Here is a 21,648-nt window from a genome sequence, read left to right as displayed (position 1 = left end):
ACTAATTAAAAAAGATTCCTGCTTTCGCAGGAATTTTATCTACGATAAATGTTCGCCGCCATCAACTGGAATAATCGTTCCTGTAATCCAAGAAGCCTCATCCTTTGTAAGTAAATAAACAACATTGGCCACATCCTCAGGTTTGGTTAAGCGCTTGTTTGGATTTCGTTTTAATGTGTACTTTATTATTTGCTCATTTCCAGGAATCATTCGTAAAGAAACTGTGTCCGTAACTCCTGCTTGTATACAATTGGCTTTAATGCCATGTGGTGCAAATTCTAAGGCTATGTTTCTAGTTATGGCCTCAAGTGTAACCTTTGCAGCTGAAACAGCGGCATAATTTTTCCAAGCTTTTGAATTCCCTTCACTTGTAAAGCTTATAATACGAGCGTCTTCAGCAAATAATCTTGCTTCAAAAACCGATTTAACCCAGTCGTACAAACTAATTCCCATAGCTTGAATAGTTAGTACGAAATCATCATGTTCGAGCTCAGTGTTTTCATCTGAAATCATTGGTTTTAAATTACCTTTTGCAACACTATGAACCAATGTTCTGATTTTGTGACTATCTCCAAGTAATGATTTCAGTTCTTCGATTATTGACTTACGTTTTTCGGTTTTAAACGCGTCACTATTAAATGATTTAAATTGAACACCTTCTTGTTTTATAACTTCAAATTCTTTTAAAATCACCTCCTGTTGCAATCTTGGGCTTCGGTGCACAATGCAAATATTCATGCCGTGTTTGGCTAACTTTTTTGCTGTTGCCAAACCGAGACCGCTACTTCCACCTAAAATTAAGGCCCAATAGTTTTTATTTTGAAATTCTTTAGTCATTTTTCTTTGTATCAGTGAGATGCTGAAACAACACTTCGACAAGCTCAGCGTGACAGTTCAGCATAACAAAACACCCATTTTGTCACCATTCTAATAATATACGTTGTGCAGAAAATCCAGGTCCGAAACTTAACATAACACCTTTGTCTCCTTTTGGTAAATTTCTATCCATAAATCGTTCTAACACATATAGCACAGTTGCACTACTCATGTTGCCATACAGTCTTAACACTTCTTTTGTGTCGTCAATATTCTTGCCTAAATCACCAAATAGCTCTTCAACGGTTTGAACAATTTTTTTTCCACCTGGATGAAACACCAAATGGTCAATATCTTTAATGGTTAGATTGTTTCGTTCTAAAAAGGGATGAATAATTTTTGGGAAATGATCTGCAATGGTCTGCGGCACTGATTGATCCAATACCATTTGAAGTCCTGAATTTCTCAACTTAAAACCCATCATATGTTCTGCATCAAAGAAATGGTACATAGCCTCGTCTATAATTTCTGGCCCTTGTTCATCTTTATATGACGACAAAATTACACTTGCACAACCATCTCCAAAAATTGCGGCACTTACAATATTAACCATAGAATAATCCTCTAGCTGAAAGGTTGCTGTTGGTGATTCGACCGCAATGACAACTGCACGTTTGCTCGGATTTGCTTTTAAAAAATTCTTGGCGTACAAAATTCCAGAAACTCCTGCTGCACAACCCATTTCGGTTACAGGCAAACGCACGATATCTTGTTTCATCTTCAGCCTGTTGATTAAATAAGCATCTAATGACGGAATCATAATTCCAGTGCAGGAAACGGTTATGATATAATCAATATCTGTTGGTTGTAGATGTGCTTTATCAAGTGCTTTTATTAATGACGCTTCTGCAATCTTTATACATTCTCTAGTATATATGTCATTTTTTTCTTCAAATGAGGTCTTTAAAAATACCTCTTCGGCATCCATAATGGAATAACGTTTATCCACTGCGGCATTCTCAAAAATCTTTAGGACCTTACGTTTAAAACGTTCTTCTTGTCCCTCTAACCAAAGCTCCACAAAGGGCAGGATATCTTTGGTTTCTCTTGTATATTGTGGTAGTTGCTTTGCAACTGATGTTATTCTTACAGCCATATTAATTTCCTGTTCAAGCAGGAATCTGTTTATTAGTATTCATCATGTTTTAATCAACCATTGGTAGCGGAAAGCCCATTTCCAACGGATTTGTGACTTAAGTTGTAATTGGTTTGCGTATTCTTCTAAATCTTTGCGTTTAAATGCTCGCAAAATTGACGTTAGGCCATCTTGTACAATCATCTCGTTTGAAATTACCAGACCTAATAATTTGAATAAACCATATGCGAGTTTGCTTCGGTGTAAGTCATTAACAACAACTCCTAAGGTTGCTTTAGATGTCAGTAATTTTAATAATTGTTCTATGTCTTCACTTTTAAAATGATGTAAAAAAAGCGTTGATAGCGCAATATCGAAATTCGAATTTTTGAATTCTTCAGAAAAAATATCAAGATTTTGAAAGCTTATTTCGTGGTAACTATTAGATAATTCCGTGGCATAGTCAATCGCATCTTTATTGGCGTCAATTCCAATGAGTCTAAATTTATAATTATGCTTTCTACCAAAATCGGCCAGTAAACGCAACATATCGCCATGGCCACAACCAAGGTCAATTATGGTAATAAGTTCTGCTTTTGAATAGTCTTTTAATAGTTGTTCTACACCATTAATAGTGACACTATTGCCTCCTAACCATTTATTAATTTTACCCAATTTATCGAGTGTATCACGCAACAACTCACCTTTCATGGTAAAATCGTCCATAATTTCTGTGGCGTCACTTCGATATGTGGTGTCAATAAACATTTTTAATTCTTAAATAGATGCTTCGACAAGCTCAGCATGACAATTACATTATATTTTAACTTATGGCATCTTCATCAATTTACCGTGCGTCATTCTTATGATTTGAGGCACCAAAAACGGAAATACTCTTAAAAGTACAAGTAATTTTGGCGCTAACCAATCTTGCCTGAATAAATACGCAATAGCGTGACCGATTTTTAATCGAAAGGCAAACGTTTTGCGCCAAGTCTTGGTATAAGATATCTCCAGTTGACTTCTAGATTTAGTGTCCTCATTTAAAAACTCTACAATGCCATCAGACACTATTTTTGCACTTCTTATAGCCATTCCCATGCCATTGCCACATAAAGGATGAATCATTCCGGCAGAGTCACCACACATTAATATGTGATTTTCAACAGGATTTTTTGTTTCAAAAGAAATCTGACTAATAGTTAAGGGGTTTTCAAACACAGTATCTGTATGCTGAAAAATATGTTTCAATGCGGAATTTTTAAAAACCACCTCACCTTGAAACGATTCTATATCCTTATGCTTTTTAAAGGCATCATAACTAGTAATATAGCATAGATTGATATGGTTGTTTTCAACCTTTGAAACGCCACAATAACCTCCTTTAAAATTATGAAGCGCTACTTTATCTTCTGGGAAATTTCCTGATACATGAATTTTCACTCCTAGATATGGCGACTTCTTTCTAATGAAATCACGTTTGAATTTTACATCTAAATTTGAGCGTTTCCCAAAGGCACCAATGGCAATTTTTGAAGTAAAGATGGTGTTAGATTTTGTTTCGACTTGAAACTCATCATTTTTAAATGCAACGTCCACTACGGTATCCTGCTCAACCGAAACTCCATACTTTAATGCTAATTGATAGAGCTGAAAATCCATTTCATAACGGCTCATCCCAAATCCACCAAGTGGTAGATTAGCTTCAATCTTTTTATTGTTGTGTGTGGTTAACTCGAATTTTGAAATGCGCTTAGCGCCAAAATCAAATGGGTTAAAGCCTAAATAATTTAAATATGGTAACACCTCATTGGAAATGTATTCACCACAAACTTTGTGTTTTGGATAGCTGTTTTTTTCGATGAGCAACACCTTTAAGTCATGTTTTGATAAGTGAATAGCAGAACACAAGCCTGCTAATCCACCACCAATAATTATAACATCAAAATATTGCTTTTGCATTATTGCTCGTGGTAATGTGTTACATTGATTTTTACCGTTTTACTCATTACAAAACTGCCACCACCAACATCAAAATCACTTCTGTTAATTTCAAAATAAGATGTTATTTTGGTTCTGCCTGAATCCGTCTTTTGCACCTTAACAGGTATTGAAATTACCTTTGTTTTTCCTTTTATGGTAAGGTTGGCTGAGATAAGGTATTCTGTAGTGCTTTCCTTTTTAATCGATGTGCTTTGAAGCGTGATATACTCGTGTTTTTCCTGATGAAAATAGTCTTCCTTTAGCAAGTGTTCGTCTCTGCTATCAATCCCAGTTTCAATAGACGCAACCTCAATTTTACTTAAAATTTCAGTTAATTGATTATCTGCATCGAACTCAGTATTAATGGTGAATGTGTTGAAATGACCATCTACATTTATTCCTAAATTTTTTATAATAAAATCAATACTTGAGTTATTCTGACTAAAGCCAAAATTTGAACACACAAAAACAAGATAGACTAAAATTAAACGTAACACAGCAAACTTTTTATTGTGAAGTTACGATAGTTTTTAGAGGCAATGAAGGAATAACTGTATTTTAAAGAATTTTTGTGATGGCGATTTCTTTGTCACGAAACTTTACAGTATCACCTATAGTTTTACTAATCAATAATTTAGCAACTGGAGTTGCAGGAGAAATGGCAAAAAAAGAAATTTCATTAAAATTTATTTCGCCCACACTTACCGCTAAAAAATAATTAGTTTGAGTAGTGTATACAATAGAGCCTAGAGCTACAGTATCTTGGATGTTTTGAGTATTAATTCTATTCAGTAAATCAGATTGCTTCTGAATTTCAGCAAGCTGTTGACCAGCTTTTTCACGCTCTAATTGTAACATAGCACGACCAGTTTCGTGTTTGTCGCCTGCAGAACTTTTAGTCTCTGATTGCAAGTCGCTTTGCAGGTCTAGGATTTTTTGTCGTAAGACTTTTAGTCGGCTGTTTAAGGCGTCTTGACATTTAGTATATAGGTGTTGTTTTATTCTGATTTCTTCCGCCATGAATTACCTATGAGATTTCTGCCTTCGCAGGAATTTAATTAGTCTAATAAATTTGCGAGTTCTTTACCAACCAAACTACCAATGGCTACACCCATGCCGCCAAGGCGTACGCCACAATACACATTCTCACTTAATGGTTTTACAATTGATTTTTTCTGATTACCAACTCCCATAATGCCAGACCAACTATGCTCTATTTCAAACTCTGTCTCTGGAATTATAGTTGTTTTCAAAAGCTCTTCAAGCTTGTTTTGAATTAGTTCTGTCTCGCCAAATTGGTTGGTTTCTTCTCCTTTAAAATCAAGGTTTCTACCACCACCAAATAGAATTCTGTTATCAATATTCCTGAAATAATAAAAGCCTCTGTCTAAATGAAAAGTGCCTTTAATTTTAAGGTTTTTGATGGGTTTTGTGATTAATACCTGAGCACGAGCGGGCTTTACTTTTTCAGAAATTAATTGTGATGTAAAACCATTCGTTGCTATAAGGACTTTATTGGATGTATATTGAAAATTATCTGTATGAATATGTACACGTCCATTATCCTCACTTATAGTTTTCACATTACAATTATTCAGGATTTTAATACCAACTGAGCTTGCTTTTTTTAATAGCGCATCCATCATTTTTCCTGTGTCTATCTGACCTTCAAATTGGTTAAAACTCAATTGATTTTTCACATGATTAAAACCAAAATTATTGGGTCTGAATGAAAAAACATCAGCATTAAAAATAGAATTTAATAAGCGGTTGATTCTGTCAAGGTTTTCTTTACACGATTCGTAAAGTTGAGTATCACTATTTAAAAATAACTCGTAACCACCGTGAGGTTTATAATCTATCTGTTGGTCCCCAAGAGTTTCTCGTAGCAGTTTTAAGCCATTGATACGCTTTGTAATTAAATCTAAAACTTCATCTTCAGAATGATGGTTTAAGTCATCGATTATCTCACTTAAACTTCCAAAACAAGCAAAACCTGCATTTTTTGTACTAGCTCCTTGAGGTAAAATGCCTTTTTCAAGCACAATTATTTTAGCATTTGGATACTTCTGTCGTAACTCTAGTGCACAACTTAAACCTACAATACCACTGCCAACAACTGTAAAGTCAACATTGGATAACCAAGTCTTTATTTCCCAATACGATAAATTCATAGCATAAAAAAGCTCCTAAATTTAGGAGCTTTTTAAATATTATAGTAGTTAATTATTCAATAACAATTTTCTTTGTTACTTTTTGTGGACCATCTGAAATACTCAATAAATAAACACCAGATTGAGTGTTATTTAACTGAATAACTTCATCAAACCTATTCGTACCATTGAATATTTTTGTAAATATTGCTCTTCCTCTAATATCATGTACTTCGATATTAATGTCGTCACCAGATTTCGGGTTGAAACCAACGGTAAAAGTTCCATTATTTGGGTTTGGATAAATACTCAAATTATCTAACTCATTATCATCTACACTAAGATTATTAATTACATTTAGTGAGTAATCTTCCACCTCACCATCAAAACCTGTCTCACATGATGTAGGGAAATCATTAGCACCTGGTGGAGTATACTTTGTACTTACTCTCATTGTAGTTGTTCCATCTGCTGCGTCAATTGGTACAGTAATTGTTAACGGAGATCCATCTGTCAATTGATCTGCAATATTAGCTGTGGTACCTAAATCTAAATCGTATTCTTCTCCTGGGTCATCAAATGAGCAGTTTTGATTCCAATCTACCCAAACTCTAGTTATTATCTGATAATTGCCATCTGAGTTGGCTCTAACCGATAAATCGTAATCCATACCCGCTTCAACATCTGTTGAAATATTTGTAAAGTCTGAATATGGTGAAGTCTTTGAACCTGCATCTAGATTGTTAATCGTATTAAATATAACACCAGTAGTTCTTGTTTGAAAACTCAAATCACCTTCAGAAGGACAAACACCATCAGTGATTGTTATATCTACTGTAGCTTGCTTTGTTATTGAAGGCGAACTAGCAGTAAGTGTAATCGTATAAGTATTGCTTGGGAGAGCATTTAACCCTGTTAGATTTAAGGTTACTGTGCCATCAGAATTTAATGACATAGGGCTTAAGTTTGAGCCTGCACCACCTGGTACACCAGAAACACTAAATGATGTTGTTTCAGAAAAACCGTTAGAGGTCACGTAACTAAAATCTATTGAGGCTGTGTCTTGGTTACAGACGGTTATATCACCATTTGTAGCATTAATACTAAAATCTTGAGCGCTTGAGATTGAAAAAGTATTTGACACAGCATAGAAAATATTATCTGCTGCTTCTACTAAAATCCTTGCATTATTTGTGTTACCAACACCTGGAACTGTGATTGTAGCACTTCCTGTATTTGGAACACCTGAAGCAAGAGTTGTGAATGAAAACCCGCCATTAGTAGTAAACAAAATATTTACTGTCTGGCAGTTAATTGGTGCTGAATTTGTCTGACCAACAACCCAAGTTACTTGTTGACTAGAGTTTGCACCCCAAGTTGGTGGAGTATTTACTGTAAATGGTGTGCCGCCTTGTACATCAACAACCATATTATCAGAGTCTGTAGCTGCACCACCAGCTTCATTATCTCTAACTATTAAAGAAAAATTCATTGTTCTTGCAACTGAAGGTACAACTTCCCATGTCGAAGATAAAGAACCAGACAAAACCGTACTCAATGGCGGCATATATCTATCTGGAGACGTCGAAGGATCTAAAGATCTAAACATTGGGCCTGCATTGTTTGTAGATACTGGTGGCATGGTTGCTGGTGCTGTATCTATTTGTTCCCAACAATACGTTAGTCCTGAAGCAGTATCAGCATCTGTTGCTGTACCTCTTAATACAAAAGCTGTAGATCTAGGAATACTATAATTTGCACCTGCGTTAGCTACAGGAGCTACATTGTTTGTAGCGCTTCCGGCGAAACACGAGCTACTATTTCCTGTAGAAACATTAGCCCACATTTCTATAATATTTACATTGTGAAAATAATCATCGCTATTATTTTGGATATTAGGGGCACAAATACCTGCGTAACCCATAATTGTAGAGGCACTACCTGGCTCTACAGATGTGTTTGGAGACCTTTGACAATTGTTATTTTGTGTATGATTCCCTCCGTACTGATGACCCATCTCATGAGCAACAAAGTCTATATCAAAAGCGTCACCCTGTGGCACAGGAGATCCAGTTACACCTCTTGCTTTATTGATGGTACAAGGTGAACGTAATGTTGCTATCCCGCCACCGCCTGTGCTAAATACATGTCCAATATCATAATTTGCAAAACCTATATTTGCATCACATGTAGTTTGATTTTGCCCTAACATTATACCTCCGTTATTATTTGTGTAAGGATCAGTTACCGCATTCAAAAAAATGACACTAGCATTGTTAGAGACTAAAACCATAGTTACACCTAAATCTCTCTCAAAAACACCATTTACCCTGTTCATTGTTACATTCATAGCTGCCAAGGCTCCAGCTACTGTTCCGCCATGAAATTGAGCATACTCACCCGTACAAGCTAAAGCTAAACGATATGTTCTTAATGTACTATCATTAGCATTTCTTAAAGCAGAAATATCATCTTGAGAGATTTTAAGATCTGCTGGGTCATATTCTGTATCACAAATGAAACTTTCTCTTGGGCCATCTTCATTAGAATTAATGAAAGAAATATAAGTTCTTAAATCTGATGTGTAAGGCTCTATAAAAACTGTTTTTCCATCAGACAATACCATACCACTAAAACCCTTTTGAGGTGATATGCTAAATCTCATTATAGCAGCAGGATTATCAATACCCTTCCCAACAAAAGATCTTATTTCCGGAAATTGCATTTGTAATTCATATTCCATTACCGAAGCCTCTTGTACCAAATAAGATTGTGGCTTCCCGTCTTGGTTTGGAAATTGAAGAACAATACCTTCGTTTTTATTTGAATATTGACGCTTAGGAACATTAGTCAATTGTTGTTTCAATTCGTCAATATCAATGTTTATTAACGTTGAATGCTTTGGTTTCGACTTATAAAAATTTACATCCTCTTTATTAATTTGGTCTTTATTTATAGACCAGGTGAGCTCTGTTTTTTGCGCATTAGTTAACGACATAAAGAATAAGGTCGCCAAAAAGCTTAAAAAGAACTTTGGGTAATTATTTTTCATTATTGAATATTTTAATTGTGGTAACAAAGGTATTGGTTCTATTAAGACTTTACAAAAAAAACCATAATTCTTTAAGATATTTACAACCGAAGTGGATAATTTTAAAATATTATCGATCTACTGCTAAAGATTGAAAACAAAAAAGCGACCATTGGGTCGCTTTTTTTATTCTTCTTCAGGCTTGATTTTAAAGTCTTCCATAAATTTAGTGGTATAATTACCAGCTAAATAATCAGGATGTTCCATAAGTTGTCTGTGGAATGGTATTGTGGTTTTTATACCTTCTATAACAAACTCGTCTAGAGCACGCTTCATTTTGTTAATTGCTTCCTCTCTTGTTTGCGCAGTAGTAATCAACTTTGCTATCATAGAGTCGTAATTTGGCGGAATGCTATAACCAGCATAAACGTGTGTATCTAGTCGTACACCGTGACCTCCAGGCGCATGTAAAGTTGTTATTTTACCTGGTGATGGTCTAAAATCGTTAAATGGATCTTCAGCATTGATTCTACACTCAATAGAATGTAGGTTTGGTGTATAATTCTTTCCTGAAATTGGAACGCCAGCAGCCACTAAAATTTGCTCTCTGATTAAGTCAAAGTCAATAACTTGCTCAGTAATTGGGTGCTCTACTTGAATACGAGTATTCATTTCCATAAAGTAGAAATTCCTGTGCTTATCTACCAGAAACTCTACAGTACCTGCACCTTCATAATTAATAAACTCGGCAGCTTTTACTGCAGCTTTACCCATTTTATCTCTAAGCTCGTCTGTCATAAACGGTGAAGGCACTTCTTCCGTTAGTTTTTGGTGTCTTCTTTGAACTGAGCAATCTCTTTCTGACAAATGACATGCTTTACCCCTAGAATCACCTACAATCTGAATTTCGATATGTCTTGGCTCTTCAATAAGTTTTTCCATATACATATCATCATTTCCAAACGCTGCTTTGGATTCTTGTCTCGCAGAATCCCAAGCGGCTTTAAGATCCTCTTTTTTCCAAACAGCGCGCATACCTTTACCGCCACCACCTGCTGTGGCTTTTAGCATTACAGGATAACCTACTTCTTCGGCTAATTTCTCGCACTCTTTGTAGTCTGCTATAATACCTTCACTACCTGGAACACATGGTACACCAGCTGCTTTCATTGTTGCCTTGGCTGTGGCCTTATCGCCCATTTTAGCAATCATTTCTTCAGATGCCCCAATAAACTTTATACCGTGTTCTTCACATATCTTTGAAAACTTGGCGTTTTCGGACAAGAAACCGTACCCTGGGTGAATGGCATCTGCATTGGTTATCTCTGCAGCTGCTATTATATTTGAAATTTTTAAATAAGATTCGCTACTAGGTGCTGGGCCAATGCACACAGCTTCATCTGCAAATTTAACATGAAGACTGTCTGCATCTGCGGTAGAGTAAACTGCCACGGTTTTAACACCCATTTCCTTGCAGGTTCTAATAACACGAAGTGCTATCTCACCTCTATTTGCAATAAGTATCTTTTTGAACATAACTTTTAGTTTAAAAATTCAACTTCCAAGCACCAAAAACCAAATAATTGGATTTGGGTTTAGTGAATTGGAATTTTCAATTGTTATGATGGATCAACCAAAAATAACGGTTGATCAAACTCTACCGGTGAAGAATCATCTACTAAAACTTTGACAATCTTACCAGATATTTCAGATTCTATCTCGTTAAATAACTTCATAGCTTCAATAACACAAAGAACGTCACCTTCTTTAATCTCGGTACCAACCTCAACAAAAACAGGCTTGTCCGGAGATGGTTTACGATAGAATGTTCCTATGATTGGAGATTTAACAGTAATATATTTAGAATCGTCAGTTGCGGGAGCAGTTGCAGCAGGTGTTTCTGGCGCTGCTGCTACGGGAGCCGGAGCTTGTTGTTGGACAACTGGTGCTGCTGCAGGGACAGGTACCTGCTGTACAATTGTTGTTTCATTGTCTGATCCTGTTCTGATTGTTATTTTAACATCATCCATTTCTAACTTAACTTCACTTGCACCTGACTTAGCTACAAATTTGATTAAGTTCTGAATTTCTTTTAAATCCATAATATTTAAATAGTTTTTGTTAGTTAGTTTCTATTTTGGGTCGTATGCCCATTTAAAATAAATTGAACCCCAAGTAAATCCTCCTCCAAAGGCTGCAAATATTAAATTATCGCCTTTTTTGAGTTGGGACTCATAATCATTAAGTAATAATGGTAATGTTGCAGAAGTCGTGTTTCCGTACTTCTCTATATTCATCATTACTTTTTTGTCTTCTAAGTTAATCCGCTGTGCTGTGGCATCAATAATTCTTTTGTTTGCCTGATGTGCAACTAACCAAGAAATATCATTATTTGTTAAGTTGTTTCTTTCTAAGATGCGCTCTGCTACATCTGCCATATTAAATACGGCGTTTTTAAACACAGTTCTTCCGTCTTGAAAAACGTAGTGTTTGCCCTCATCAAAAGCTTCTTGTGTAATAGGATATGATGAGCCGCCGTAGGTAGCTTGTAAAAACTCACGCCCTTCACCATTACTTCTCAGTAACTCATCTTGAAGTCCCAATCCTTCTTCATTAGGCTCAAACAAAACAGCACCTGCTCCATCACCAAAAATGATGCAAGTCGCTCTGTCTTTATAATTTATAAATGATGAATTTTTATCTGCTCCTATAAGAAGTATTTTTTTGTATCGCCCAGATTCAATATATGCGGCTGCTGTTGACATTCCGAACAAAAAACTCGAACATGCAGCTTCTAAATCGTAAGAAAATGCATTAACAGCACCTATTTGGGTTGCTGTATAAGCTGCGGTTGATGCAGCTTTCATATCTGGTGTTGCTGTAGAAACAATAACCAAATCAATCTCTTTTGGATCTAATCCTGTTTTTTGGATTAAGTCTTCAGCTGCTTTTATAGCTAAAAATGATGTTCCTTTACCTTCTTCTTTTAGGATTCTACGCTCTTTAATACCTGTGCGTGTTGTAATCCATTCGTCGTTGGTATCTACCATGGTTTCTAAGATTTTGTTAGAAAGCACGTATTCTGGTAGATAACCTCCTACAGCTGTTATTGCCGCTGTGATTTTACTCATTATTAGCTTTTATATTAATTAAAAGTATTGAAAAATGACAAAAACAAACTGTTTTTATTCAGTTTTTAGCATTTTTTGGCAAATAATTATGCAAATTAAGTGGTTTTTCACTTATTCAGAAAATTTAAATAAAAAAAACGCCCACAAGTGAGCGTTTTATTATATGCGTGCATAATACTTATGCTAAGTTTTCTTCTTCAGCAGAATTATCTATTAATACTTGTCCTCTGTAGTATAATTTTCCTTCATGCCAGTGTGCTCTGTGATATAAGTGTGGCTCACCAGTTGTTGGGCAAGTAGCTATTTGAGGTACAGAAGCTTTGTAATGTGTTCTTCTTTTATCTCTTCTTGTTCTAGATATTTTACGTTTTGGATGTGCCATTTTAAATGTTATTTATCCGTTAATAGTTTTTTTAAATTATTCCAACGAGGATCTATTTCCTCTGATGTTCTATCTTCTTTTACCTCTTTTGGGCTTAATTCTTCTAATTTTGAAAGTATCTCAGATTTTAATGTACCATCTTCTATACCTGGATGTACTCGTTTAGCAGGTACTGCCAAAACAATGAGCTCATAAATATACTGAGCTACGTTAATCTCATATTCACCATGAGGTATAATTAAGATATCTTCATTATCATCGTTGTACTCAGAGCCAAACTTAACAACAAGTTTAAATTCATCTTCAATGTCTTGGTTATAAGGTTCGTTTGTTAGGTCACAATTAACATTAACAAAACCAGATGCATCAAAATACAACTCTAATAATGTTGTTTTTTTAATGAGTTTTAAGTCAATCTTTACATCAACTTCATTAAACTCTTCGTATTCAAAATTCTTAAAGAACGTATTACTTATGGTGTAATCAAAATTGTGCTCTCCTTCTTTTAATCCAACAAATTGAATTGTAAAATCTTTTAATGCCTTCATTACCACACTCATTTTGAGCCTGCAAATATATAAATTTTTAGTTATTTAAAGCTCAGATGTCAACAAATTTTGTTAATATCTATTTTGAGGCTTTTTTCAGTGGGTTTTTTGAATAATAACTAAACTCTTCTCTGTTTTTAAAAATTCTGATAGCTGTATAAATAGCCTGCACAAACGAATTTTCGTCCGCCTTTCCTTTTCCAGCGATTTCATATGCGGTTCCATGGTCTGGAGAAGTCCTAACTTTATTGAGTCCTGCGGTATAATTTACACCTCCTCCAAATGCTATTGTTTTAAACGGAATCAATCCTTGATCATGATACGAAGCAATAACGGCATCAAAACTTTTATAATTATTAGAACCAAAAAAGCTGTCTGCTGAATATGGGCCATAGACCAAACTTCCTTCTTCTCTTATCTTTTCTAGTGTTGGTTTTAATACAATATCGTCTTCGTTCCCAATAACACCATTATCACCTGCATGAGGATTAATTGCTAAAACAGCAACTCTTGGTTTATTAATGGCAAAATCTTGTTTAAGAGATTTTGTTACTGTTGCTATTTTTTCTCTAATCAAATCTTCAGTAATATGATTGGCGGCATCCTTAAGAGGTACATGGTCAGTAAGTAAACCTACACGTAGATTTCCCGCAACCATAAACATTAAACTTTTACCACCCAAAGCTTTTGCCAAATAATCAGTGTGTCCTGGAAACTTAAACTTGTCTGATTGTATATTGTGCTTATTAATTGGTGCGGTTACTAAAACATCTATTGTGCCCTTTTTTAAAGCATTGGTTGCTGCTTCTAGAGACTTTATAGCATATTCGCCTATCTTTTTGTCTTCTTTCCCAAATTCTACCTTTACTGGTTCTTTCCAAACATTAACGACATTTACCTTACCATGAACTACTTTTTCTGGTGTGTCAATGTTGAAAAAATTTATCTTACTTTTAAAATGATTCTTAAAAAACTGCATTGTCTTTCCGGAAGCAAATATTACAGGTGTACTTAACTCTAAAGACCTATTGTCTTCATAAGCCTTTATAATAATTTCTGGGCCTATTCCATTAAGATCTCCTACAGAAATACCTACAACAACTTTTTCTTCTTTCTTCATACTACAAATTATCCTATTTTTTTATTAAAAGGTGCAAAGGTGTTGAATTGTGTCCTTAACTTTGCAAATGCAAATTTAACTAAATAAAGCGGATACTATGTTTACAGGTATAATTGAAGATTTGGGAACTATAAAAAATCTTACTGCTGAGGGAGAAAATCTTCATATTACGGTAGAAACCTCTATAACTTCTGAACTGAAAATAGACCAGAGTGTGGCTCATAACGGAGTGTGCTTAACCGTTGTTTCTATTAATGATGATAACTACGTTGTTACAGCAATTAAGGAGACATTGGACAAAACTAATCTTGGAAAGTTAATAACAGGTGATCTTGTAAATATAGAGCGCGCTATGAAACTTGGTGATCGCTTAGATGGGCATATTGTTCAAGGTCACGTTGACCAAACTGCTGAGTGCACTGCCGTCATTGAAGAAGATGGAAGTTGGATTTATACCTTTACGTATGATACGTCTCTGAGCAACATAACCATAGAAAAAGGATCTATTACTGTAAATGGTGTGAGTCTAACAGTTGTAAATTCTAAAATAAACGAATTTTCTGTAGCAATAATTCCTTATACCTATGAACACACTACGTTCAAAAACTTAAAAGTGGGTGATACAGTAAATCTAGAATTTGATGTTATAGGGAAATACGTAAAACGTCTCAACGACTTGAGAAACTAAGCTGTTTTCTTGGAAATTTTATACGCTTTATAAATTCCGAAACTTAACGCTAAGGCAAATAACAGAATAGCACCACCATCGATTGGAAGACCTGGCGGAGGCGGAGGCATAGGTGGTGGAGGTGTAGCTCCTTGTGCCACAGAGGCGAAACCCATGGATAAAAATAAAATTAGGACAACTACCTTTCTATTATTCATATTATCAATTAAGGGTGCGTAAATGTAATAAAAAAACCTATCTAACAAAATAAATTCAATTAAAAAACGTCTTTAAACGGCAAATATTGTCGATGAAATACTTAAAATGTGCTAAAATTAGGGAAGATACGCACAAAAATCACGAACATTTAACGCAAATATAATATTAATTCTTATTCTTAGAAGGTCTAAACAATCCTAAATGAAATAAATATTATATAAAAATAAAAAAGCCCTTCTGTTTCAGAAGGGCTTTTTGTGGTCCCACCTGGGCTCGAACCAGGGACTTTCTGATTATGAGTCAGATACTCTAACCAACTGAGTTATAGGACCTATTGGTTGTTACCAATCTCTTTATTTCTAAAGAGTTTGCAATATTACTATATATTTTAAAACTCTACAAGAATTTTAATCCCTAATGTCTTGACATAATTCAATCAAAACGCCATTTGTAGATTTTGGGTGCAAAAATGCTATGACTTTGTTATCTGCACCTTTCTTGGGAACTTTATGGATCATTTCAAACCCTTGTTCTGTCAATCGCTTAATCTCTTCTTCGATATTATCTACGGCAAAAGCGATATGATGAATTCCTTCGCCTTTTTTTTCTATAAATTTAGCTATTGGACTATTTTCATTTGTGGCCTGTAACAATTCTATTTTATTGGGCCCACATTTAAAAAAAGATGTTTTTACACCTTCACTTTCCACATCTTCAATTTTATAATGCGCTTTATCAAACAATGCCTTGAATAATCCGTTTGATTTTTCAATGTCTTTTACCGCAATACCAATATGTTCAATTTTTTTCATTTTATTAAGTGTTGAATTCTAACATCTGCCAAAGAAATGGATTTCATTTCTTTCAAACTATGATTTTTGTTATATAAAAATACCATAATCTTTAAATATGCTCTACTTTTGCAATATGGAAAGTAATAGGCAAAAGAAAATAGCAGGTATTTTACAACAAGATTTAGCAGAGGTGTTACAGCATGCTGCATCTTCTGGAGGGCTAAAGGGTGTGATTATTTCTGTTTCAAAAGTTAATGTAACAGTAGACTTATCTATTGCTAAGGTATACTTAAGTATTTTTCCTAATAAAGAGGCTAAATCACTATTAGAAGGTATTAGGTCTAACACGCCATTAATTAGACACGAATTATCTCAGCGCACACGTCATCAACTAAGGCGAATGCCTCAATTAGAATTTTTTATTGATGATTCTTTAGAATATATAGACGGTATAGAGCGTTCTCTTAAGGGTGAAGACAACCCGTTAGACAATACAGACTTATTAGACAAGCGTAAAAAATCTTAAGTGAATTTTCCGTTATATATAGCAAAACGCTACCTGTTTTCTAAAAGCAGTAGCAACGCTATAAACATTATGACCTTAATTGCGTCTGGTGGTGTGATTATTGCCTCTGCTGCCTTGTTTATTGTTCTTTCTGTATTTGCAGGTTTAAAGGATTATAGTCTTCAGTTTTCATCATTTGTGGATCCTGATTTAAAGTTACTTCCTGTTGAGGGCAAATCCTTTACATTTTCTAAGGAAGATAGAAACAACCTAAAACATATTAATGGCATCTTATCATCTTCTGAAATAATTGAAGAGCGCATCATAATAAAATCTGAAAACAAGAATTTACTTGCTACGCTTAAGGGTGTGGACGCTAACTACCTAAATGTAACACAAATCGATTCAATGGTTAGCAAAGGGTATTGGTTTGCCCCAAACAGCAACGAAGTGGTTTCTGGTTGGGGGATTTCTCATAACCTTTCATTTGGAATATTAGATTTTAGAACCGCCTTATCCTTATATGTTCCTAAACCTGGAAAAGGACAGATTAGTTCTATTAAAGGTGCTTACAACGCTGTTTACGTTAATAATGTAGGTTTGTTTGATATTAATGAGGAATTAAATGATAAATATATTTTTTCTGATATCTCTCTAGCCAAACAATTATTAAACTATAAAGACAACCAAATAAGTGCTTTAGAATTAAAAATACACCCTGAGGCAAATGAAGAAGACATTAGAAATACTATAGACGCTAACTTTAAAAATAGATTTGTCATAAAAAACAGGGAACAGTTAAATGATGCTTTGTTTAAAATGTTAAATACCGAAAACCTCGCCATTTACCTCATTTTTACCTTAGTTATTATTATTGCTTTATTTAATGTAATTGGTGCAATAATTATGATGATTTTAGATAAAAAGAAGTCTTTAAATACGCTTTTTAACTTAGGTACAGAACCAAAAACAATAAAATCTATCTTCTTTTGGCAAGGTAGCCTCATGACCATCATTAGCGGCATTGTGGGTGTGGTAATTGGTTTGCTAATCGTATTTTTTCAGCAGCAATTTGAGCTCATTATGCTAACACCAGAATTGGCTTATCCTGTACGATTACAAGTTTTTAATGTCTTTTTGGTTTTGATAACCATTTTTGGGCTAGGCATCATAGCGTCTCGACTAGCTTCTCAAAGAATAACCAAGACCTTAATACAGATTTAAGCAAACTGATAATCCCCAAACTTATCTAAGACCTCATCAAAAGCATCAAAAACATCTTTAGAGTCATCACTAGTTACCATTTTCATACGATATTCCTTAAAGTTTGGAATGCCTTTAAAGTAATTAGTATAGTGTCTTCGGGTTTCAAAAACACCTAATTTTTCTCCTTTCCAATCTATAGACATTTGTAGATGACGACGTGCGGCTTCTACACGTTCTTGCATAGATATTGGTGCTAAATGCTCACCTGTTTTAAAATAATGTTTTACTTGCTTAAAAAACCAAGGATTACCTATCGTTGCTCTACCGATCATAGCTCCATCCAAACCATATTCATCTCGCATTTCTACAGCGCGCTCCGGTGTGTTTACATCACCATTTCCAAACACAGGAATATGCATTCTTGGATTGTTCTTTACCTCAGCAATTGGTTTCCAATCTGCATTACCTTTATACATTTGCGCTCTTGTACGACCATGAATGGCTATAGCCTTACAGCCCACATCTTGCAGTCGTTCTGCTACTTCGACAATTCTTATTGAATCGTGATCCCAGCCTAACCTAGTTTTTACGGTAACGGGTAGGTTTGTACGTTTTACCATTTCGGCAGTAAGCTGCTCCATAAGACAGATGTCTTTAAGAATTCCAGCACCTGCACCTTTGGAAACTACTTTTTTTACAGGGCAGCCAAAATTAATGTCTATTATATCTGGATTAGATTTCTCAACAATATCTATGGTCTGTAGCATGCTTTCCATATTAGCACCAAAAATTTGGATACCAACAGGACGCTCCTTCTCGTAAATGTCTAATTTCATGACACTTTTAGCCGCGTTACGAATAAGACCTTCACTTGATACAAACTCTGTATATACTACGTCTGCTCCTTGTTCTTTACACAATGCTCTAAATGGAGGGTCACTCACATCTTCCATTGGTGCTAATAGCAATGGAAACTCACCTAACTCTATGTCGCCTATTTTTGCCAAGTATAAAATTTTGGAGCAAAATTACATCTTTTTATAATATTTACTATTCAACACCCAAAGTCCATAAAAACCTAAAAGTAATTCCCCAAATATTCCTATGACATAAATAATTGAAGGTGTGCCATCTAATACTAAGCTAATTATTCTGCCCAAGCCAAGACCCATCATAAATAAAACATTAGACAATAATGCAAAACTTAGAAATCTTCTTTTAAATATACCTAGAATCCATAATATTGAAAACGCTAAATAAATGCCCATAATGGCTTTTGAGAAATTGCGTTCATCTATTGTTTGGTGAGAGATGTCCAAAAAATACTGAGGAGCAAAACCATAAATGCATGCTGCAGGAATTACAAGCAAAACAGAAATAATTAAGTGGATTTTAGTTACTATATGCTTTTGTTTCATAATATATATCAAAATCCACTTATGTATAAATAAGAAGCTCAAAACTTCTTTCTACTCATGTTTAGTACATCACGTCTGCTTGGCCTTGGGTAAGGCTTAAGTCAGCACCTGCAGCACTTTCTACTATGCCATAAAATGTTGCTTGTAAAATGTTTTCAGAACTAGCGGTTGTGTTTGAAGTAAAATCGTCAAACCCTTGCGTAGATGGAAAATACTCTGTGCCGTTTATGGTTAGTACAAAATTTTGAAAAACATCTGTACCTGTGTCTCCTTCAGTAACTTGAAAATAAATTTGATAGTTACCGCCTTCGCTAACACCTTCAACAGTAATTATTCCTTCATTTATTGAAACGGTTTGCTGAGTAAAGTCTATTGGTAAAGTTCCTGTTGTTACCTTTAATACACCAGAACTGGCAGCACCAGAGGAACAATCTCCTAGATCATCTATTATATCTTGTAAACTACCGTCAGGATCACCACATTCTGCTATTTGGTTTTCTAAGGCTTCCTTGTATGCTATGCATAAATTTTCATTAGTGTTGTCGTTATTATATGCGGCAGCAGCTTCGTTGGTTGCTTCCTCTGCTGTACAATCAGGAGATGAGTTAGCACCTCTTGTCCATACAGAACTAGACACTTGGGTGCTTGTAGAAGTAACTCCTGTTGCAGCATCGGTTTCTGTTGTTGTTTCGTTTTGGCTAAATATTAATGTTTGCCCATTATCAGATATCTCAAATGTTGCTGTTTGTTCACCGTTGAGCTCAGCAAAATCCATTCCTTCAAAAGAAAACTCAAAGAAAGATCCGTCTACTGTCATTTCATTTCCATTTACGGAATAGCTTCCACTGCCAGAAACATTTTCTAGTGTGTAAGGTTCTCCTTCAATATTCATACCATTAGCAACAATATCAGCTACGTAACTATAACTGCCGTTTGTAGTAAAATTACTTTCGGTAAAATTCAAGGTATAATCTACAGTTGTACTATAAACTTCTACGTCCGAAGAAATTTCTTGTCCTTGAAAATTAGTAGAGGTACTTACTTCAACATCAAATTCTACAAGATTCCATTCGCCCAATAAGTCAGAATCCATTCCGCCTGTTTCGGCATCAAAATCTAAAGGTTCGTTTTCACAAGTAAAGGCAAAGAAAAGTGTAAATAAACAAAGAAGTGATAATAATTTTTTCATTATAATTGATCTAGATTAGGCTTAAATGTACAATTAAATATTTTTTTTAAAGAAAAGACTTGTTGACTGGTTTAAAAATTCACTTTTGTTTCGATTGTTTCACTTCCTCTTTTAACAGTAATAGCTGCTTCATCCCCTTTTTCAAAGACGGATAACGCTCGCATATAACTCATCATATCTGTAACTGTACTATCCCCAAGTTTTACAACAATATCACCTTTTTGTAAGCCAGCGTTAAAGGCTGGTGTTTCTTCTCTTGTGCCATCAATACGCATACCTTTTCCGTCGAACAAATAGTCTGGCACCACACCTAAACCAACTTTAAACCGTGGTGTTTCTTCACTTTCATTTTTGGTTTTTCTAAACGCTAATTCGCCGTTATCATCGAGATCTGATATGATATCGAAAATATAATCAGAAATTAGATTCATCCCGTCATAATTCAACTTGTCTGAATCGTCTGCAGGCTTATGATAATCTTCGTGTTGGCCTGTAAAAAAATGCAATACTGGCACATCTATTAAGTAAAAAGAAGTGTGATCGCTTGGTCCTACTCCACTTTCATTTTGAACCAATTTAAATCTATCATTGTGTGCTTTTATGGTTTGCTTAAAGATCGGTGAAGTGCCTACTCCATAAACCGCTAAAGTGCTATCTGCTTTTAATCTTCCAACCATATCCATGTTAATCATATAGTTGATAGCCTTGGCATCAATAGTTGGATTTTTAGAAAAATAATTAGAACCCAACAAACCCATTTCCTCACCAGAAAAAGCCATAAATAAATAATTATTTTCATCCTTCGTTTCTGCATTATCGTTCTTAACTTTAAGTCTTCCGGCTAAATTCAACATAATAGCTACACCACTCGCATTATCATCTGCTCCATTGTGCACGGCTTTCTCTTCTCCTCTATAAAGAGAGCCTTCACCACCATAGCCTAAATGATCGTAATGCGCACCAATAATGATTGTTTTTTCAGCATTATTATTTATAAAACCTATTACATTATTCCCAGTAATTGTGCTGTCTGCATTAGTAGTAAACTCAACTTCTTTGTGAGGGTCTGTTTTTGGTTTAAATGAAAAAGGTTGTAAAAAACCTTTTGTTCCTTTTGCTTCGAGCCCAATTTCCTTAAAACGCTTAATCAGGTACTCAGAAGCTTTTTTCTCACCTTCAGTGCCTGTTTGACGACCTTCTAGCTTGTCATCAGCTAAAAAATAAACATCTTCTTTTATTTTGTTCTCTGCAACTTTAGGTTCTTTCTTGCAAGCGAACACACTTACTAAAAGAAACAAAAACACTATATTTTTCATCACTAAATATTATTTTTGCAAAATTAAGTATTAAA

At 34.9% G+C, this 21,648-nt stretch carries 23 protein-coding genes and 1 tRNA gene; 3 read left to right on the top strand and 21 right to left on the bottom strand.

Annotated features, from left to right (window positions below; all coding sequences use genetic code 11):
* Positions 1-39: 39 nt before the first annotated feature.
* The 14 genes from FC091_RS01975 to pdxA all read right to left on the bottom strand — a co-directional run bounded on the left by FC091_RS01975 (position 40) and on the right by pdxA (position 14,299).
* Complete coding sequence (locus FC091_RS01975; protein WP_138432599.1) at positions 40-837, bottom strand: SDR family oxidoreductase; 798 nt, start codon at positions 835-837, stop codon at positions 40-42.
* An 82-nt stretch (positions 838-919) separates the two neighbouring features.
* On the bottom strand, positions 920-1,972 hold the full coding sequence (locus FC091_RS01970) for a type III polyketide synthase (RefSeq protein WP_138432598.1): 1,053 nt from the start codon (positions 1,970-1,972) through the stop codon (positions 920-922).
* A 42-nt stretch (positions 1,973-2,014) separates the two neighbouring features.
* A complete protein-coding gene (locus FC091_RS01965; RefSeq protein WP_138432597.1) occupies positions 2,015-2,719 on the bottom strand; it encodes a methyltransferase domain-containing protein in 705 nt (234 codons plus the stop codon).
* A 60-nt stretch (positions 2,720-2,779) separates the two neighbouring features.
* Positions 2,780-3,913 (bottom strand): NAD(P)/FAD-dependent oxidoreductase, encoded by a 1,134-nt coding sequence (locus FC091_RS01960; protein WP_138432596.1) that lies wholly within the window; start codon positions 3,911-3,913, stop codon positions 2,780-2,782.
* Positions 3,913-4,431: a YceI family protein gene (locus tag FC091_RS01955; RefSeq protein ID WP_138432595.1), complete on the bottom strand. Its 519-nt coding sequence runs from the start codon at positions 4,429-4,431 to the stop codon at positions 3,913-3,915. Before FC091_RS01955 ends, FC091_RS01960 begins: the two co-directional genes overlap by 1 nt.
* Positions 4,432-4,492: 61 nt before the next feature.
* Positions 4,493-4,954: a 3-oxoacyl-ACP synthase gene (locus FC091_RS01950; RefSeq protein WP_246035781.1), complete on the bottom strand. Its 462-nt coding sequence runs from the start codon at positions 4,952-4,954 to the stop codon at positions 4,493-4,495.
* Between the two features lie 38 nt (positions 4,955-4,992).
* Positions 4,993-6,108, bottom strand: coding sequence for an NAD(P)/FAD-dependent oxidoreductase (locus FC091_RS01945; protein WP_138432594.1), 1,116 nt, complete (start codon positions 6,106-6,108; stop codon positions 4,993-4,995).
* Between the two features lie 52 nt (positions 6,109-6,160).
* Entirely contained in the window at positions 6,161-9,139 is a 2,979-nt protein-coding gene (locus FC091_RS01940) for a zinc-dependent metalloprotease (RefSeq protein ID WP_138432593.1), read from the bottom strand.
* Positions 9,140-9,304: 165 nt separating this feature from the next.
* Positions 9,305-10,654: an acetyl-CoA carboxylase biotin carboxylase subunit gene (accC, locus tag FC091_RS01935; protein ID WP_138432592.1), complete on the bottom strand. Its 1,350-nt coding sequence runs from the start codon at positions 10,652-10,654 to the stop codon at positions 9,305-9,307.
* 83 nt (positions 10,655-10,737) lie between these two features.
* Entirely contained in the window at positions 10,738-11,220 is a 483-nt protein-coding gene (gene accB / locus FC091_RS01930; RefSeq protein WP_138432591.1) for an acetyl-CoA carboxylase biotin carboxyl carrier protein, read from the bottom strand.
* Positions 11,221-11,250: 30 nt separating this feature from the next.
* Entirely contained in the window at positions 11,251-12,249 is a 999-nt protein-coding gene (locus tag FC091_RS01925) for a beta-ketoacyl-ACP synthase III (RefSeq protein ID WP_138432590.1), read from the bottom strand.
* Between the two features lie 178 nt (positions 12,250-12,427).
* Positions 12,428-12,631 carry a 50S ribosomal protein L32 gene (gene rpmF, locus FC091_RS01920; RefSeq protein ID WP_111683250.1) on the bottom strand — a complete coding sequence of 68 codons (204 nt, stop codon included), beginning with the start codon at positions 12,629-12,631 and terminating at the stop codon, positions 12,428-12,430.
* A gap of 8 nt (positions 12,632-12,639) precedes the next feature.
* Complete coding sequence (locus FC091_RS01915) at positions 12,640-13,179, bottom strand: YceD family protein (protein WP_138432589.1); 540 nt, start codon at positions 13,177-13,179, stop codon at positions 12,640-12,642.
* A gap of 79 nt (positions 13,180-13,258) precedes the next feature.
* Positions 13,259-14,299, bottom strand: coding sequence for a 4-hydroxythreonine-4-phosphate dehydrogenase PdxA (gene pdxA, locus FC091_RS01910; protein WP_138432588.1), 1,041 nt, complete (start codon positions 14,297-14,299; stop codon positions 13,259-13,261).
* A 97-nt stretch (positions 14,300-14,396) separates the two neighbouring features.
* On the opposite strand from pdxA, the gene FC091_RS01905 reads away from it, so the two are divergent.
* A complete protein-coding gene (locus FC091_RS01905; protein WP_138432587.1) occupies positions 14,397-14,987 on the top strand; it encodes a riboflavin synthase in 591 nt (196 codons plus the stop codon).
* Here the strand turns inward: FC091_RS01905 and FC091_RS01900 are convergent.
* From FC091_RS01900 to mce, 3 genes are all read right to left on the bottom strand, one after another.
* Entirely contained in the window at positions 14,984-15,184 is a 201-nt protein-coding gene (locus FC091_RS01900) for a PID-CTERM protein-sorting domain-containing protein (protein ID WP_138432586.1), read from the bottom strand. The two genes, FC091_RS01905 and FC091_RS01900, sit on opposite strands and share 4 nt — an antisense overlap.
* A gap of 259 nt (positions 15,185-15,443) precedes the next feature.
* Positions 15,444-15,517 (bottom strand) — tRNA-Ile (locus tag FC091_RS01895).
* A 75-nt stretch (positions 15,518-15,592) separates the two neighbouring features.
* Complete coding sequence (gene mce / locus FC091_RS01890) at positions 15,593-15,997, bottom strand: methylmalonyl-CoA epimerase (protein WP_138432585.1); 405 nt, start codon at positions 15,995-15,997, stop codon at positions 15,593-15,595.
* Between the two features lie 115 nt (positions 15,998-16,112).
* Here mce and rbfA point away from each other — a divergent pair, with 115 nt between their 5' ends.
* Both rbfA and FC091_RS01880 read left to right on the top strand, forming a co-directional pair.
* A complete protein-coding gene (gene rbfA, locus FC091_RS01885; RefSeq protein ID WP_138432584.1) occupies positions 16,113-16,505 on the top strand; it encodes a 30S ribosome-binding factor RbfA in 393 nt (130 codons plus the stop codon).
* Positions 16,506-17,708 carry an ABC transporter permease gene (locus FC091_RS01880; RefSeq protein WP_171032436.1) on the top strand — a complete coding sequence of 401 codons (1,203 nt, stop codon included), beginning with the start codon at positions 16,506-16,508 and terminating at the stop codon, positions 17,706-17,708. It begins immediately after the preceding gene.
* On the opposite strand, the gene dusB is transcribed toward FC091_RS01880, so the two are convergent.
* The 4 genes from dusB to FC091_RS01860 all read right to left on the bottom strand — a co-directional run bounded on the left by dusB (position 17,705) and on the right by FC091_RS01860 (position 21,613).
* Complete coding sequence (gene dusB / locus FC091_RS01875; protein ID WP_138432583.1) at positions 17,705-18,697, bottom strand: tRNA dihydrouridine synthase DusB; 993 nt, start codon at positions 18,695-18,697, stop codon at positions 17,705-17,707. The two genes, FC091_RS01880 and dusB, sit on opposite strands and share 4 nt — an antisense overlap.
* A gap of 21 nt (positions 18,698-18,718) precedes the next feature.
* Positions 18,719-19,108 carry a DUF4345 domain-containing protein gene (locus tag FC091_RS01870; RefSeq protein WP_138432582.1) on the bottom strand — a complete coding sequence of 130 codons (390 nt, stop codon included), beginning with the start codon at positions 19,106-19,108 and terminating at the stop codon, positions 18,719-18,721.
* A 61-nt stretch (positions 19,109-19,169) separates the two neighbouring features.
* Positions 19,170-20,297: a hypothetical protein gene (locus FC091_RS01865; RefSeq protein ID WP_138432581.1), complete on the bottom strand. Its 1,128-nt coding sequence runs from the start codon at positions 20,295-20,297 to the stop codon at positions 19,170-19,172.
* 71 nt (positions 20,298-20,368) lie between these two features.
* The gene (locus FC091_RS01860) at positions 20,369-21,613 is read right to left on the bottom strand and encodes a M28 family peptidase (RefSeq protein WP_138432580.1); all 1,245 of its coding nucleotides are present in this window, start codon (positions 21,611-21,613) and stop codon (positions 20,369-20,371) included.
* Positions 21,614-21,648: the final 35 nt, after the last annotated feature.

The organism is Winogradskyella algicola (assembly GCF_005869935.1).
GTDB lineage: Bacteria > Bacteroidota > Bacteroidia > Flavobacteriales > Flavobacteriaceae > Winogradskyella > Winogradskyella algicola.
The sequence above is the reverse complement of the archived record's forward strand: the minus strand, read 5'-3'. Positions and strand labels throughout refer to the sequence as shown.

Coding starts and splice junctions, on each gene's coding strand:
- FC091_RS01870 (WP_138432582.1), bottom strand. CDS start 19,108: ATGAAACAAAAGCATATAGTAACTAAAATCCACTTAATTATTTCTGTT.
- FC091_RS01925 (WP_138432590.1), bottom strand. CDS start 12,249: ATGAGTAAAATCACAGCGGCAATAACAGCTGTAGGAGGTTATCTACCA.
- FC091_RS01950 (WP_246035781.1), bottom strand. CDS start 4,954: ATGGCGGAAGAAATCAGAATAAAACAACACCTATATACTAAATGTCAA.
- pdxA (WP_138432588.1), bottom strand. CDS start 14,299: ATGAAGAAAGAAGAAAAAGTTGTTGTAGGTATTTCTGTAGGAGATCTT.
- FC091_RS01970 (WP_138432598.1), bottom strand. CDS start 1,972: ATGGCTGTAAGAATAACATCAGTTGCAAAGCAACTACCACAATATACA.
- mce (WP_138432585.1), bottom strand. CDS start 15,997: ATGAAAAAAATTGAACATATTGGTATTGCGGTAAAAGACATTGAAAAA.
- FC091_RS01900 (WP_138432586.1), bottom strand. CDS start 15,184: ATGAATAATAGAAAGGTAGTTGTCCTAATTTTATTTTTATCCATGGGT.
- FC091_RS01940 (WP_138432593.1), bottom strand. CDS start 9,139: ATGAAAAATAATTACCCAAAGTTCTTTTTAAGCTTTTTGGCGACCTTA.
- FC091_RS01960 (WP_138432596.1), bottom strand. CDS start 3,913: ATGCAAAAGCAATATTTTGATGTTATAATTATTGGTGGTGGATTAGCA.
- FC091_RS01865 (WP_138432581.1), bottom strand. CDS start 20,297: ATGAAAAAATTATTATCACTTCTTTGTTTATTTACACTTTTCTTTGCC.
- FC091_RS01915 (WP_138432589.1), bottom strand. CDS start 13,179: ATGAAGGCATTAAAAGATTTTACAATTCAATTTGTTGGATTAAAAGAA.
- FC091_RS01975 (WP_138432599.1), bottom strand. CDS start 837: ATGACTAAAGAATTTCAAAATAAAAACTATTGGGCCTTAATTTTAGGT.
- rpmF (WP_111683250.1), bottom strand. CDS start 12,631: ATGGCACATCCAAAACGTAAAATATCTAGAACAAGAAGAGATAAAAGA.
- rbfA (WP_138432584.1), top strand. CDS start 16,113: ATGGAAAGTAATAGGCAAAAGAAAATAGCAGGTATTTTACAACAAGAT.
- FC091_RS01860 (WP_138432580.1), bottom strand. CDS start 21,613: ATGAAAAATATAGTGTTTTTGTTTCTTTTAGTAAGTGTGTTCGCTTGC.
- FC091_RS01945 (WP_138432594.1), bottom strand. CDS start 6,108: ATGAATTTATCGTATTGGGAAATAAAGACTTGGTTATCCAATGTTGAC.
- FC091_RS01965 (WP_138432597.1), bottom strand. CDS start 2,719: ATGTTTATTGACACCACATATCGAAGTGACGCCACAGAAATTATGGAC.
- accB (WP_138432591.1), bottom strand. CDS start 11,220: ATGGATTTAAAAGAAATTCAGAACTTAATCAAATTTGTAGCTAAGTCA.
- FC091_RS01905 (WP_138432587.1), top strand. CDS start 14,397: ATGTTTACAGGTATAATTGAAGATTTGGGAACTATAAAAAATCTTACT.
- accC (WP_138432592.1), bottom strand. CDS start 10,654: ATGTTCAAAAAGATACTTATTGCAAATAGAGGTGAGATAGCACTTCGT.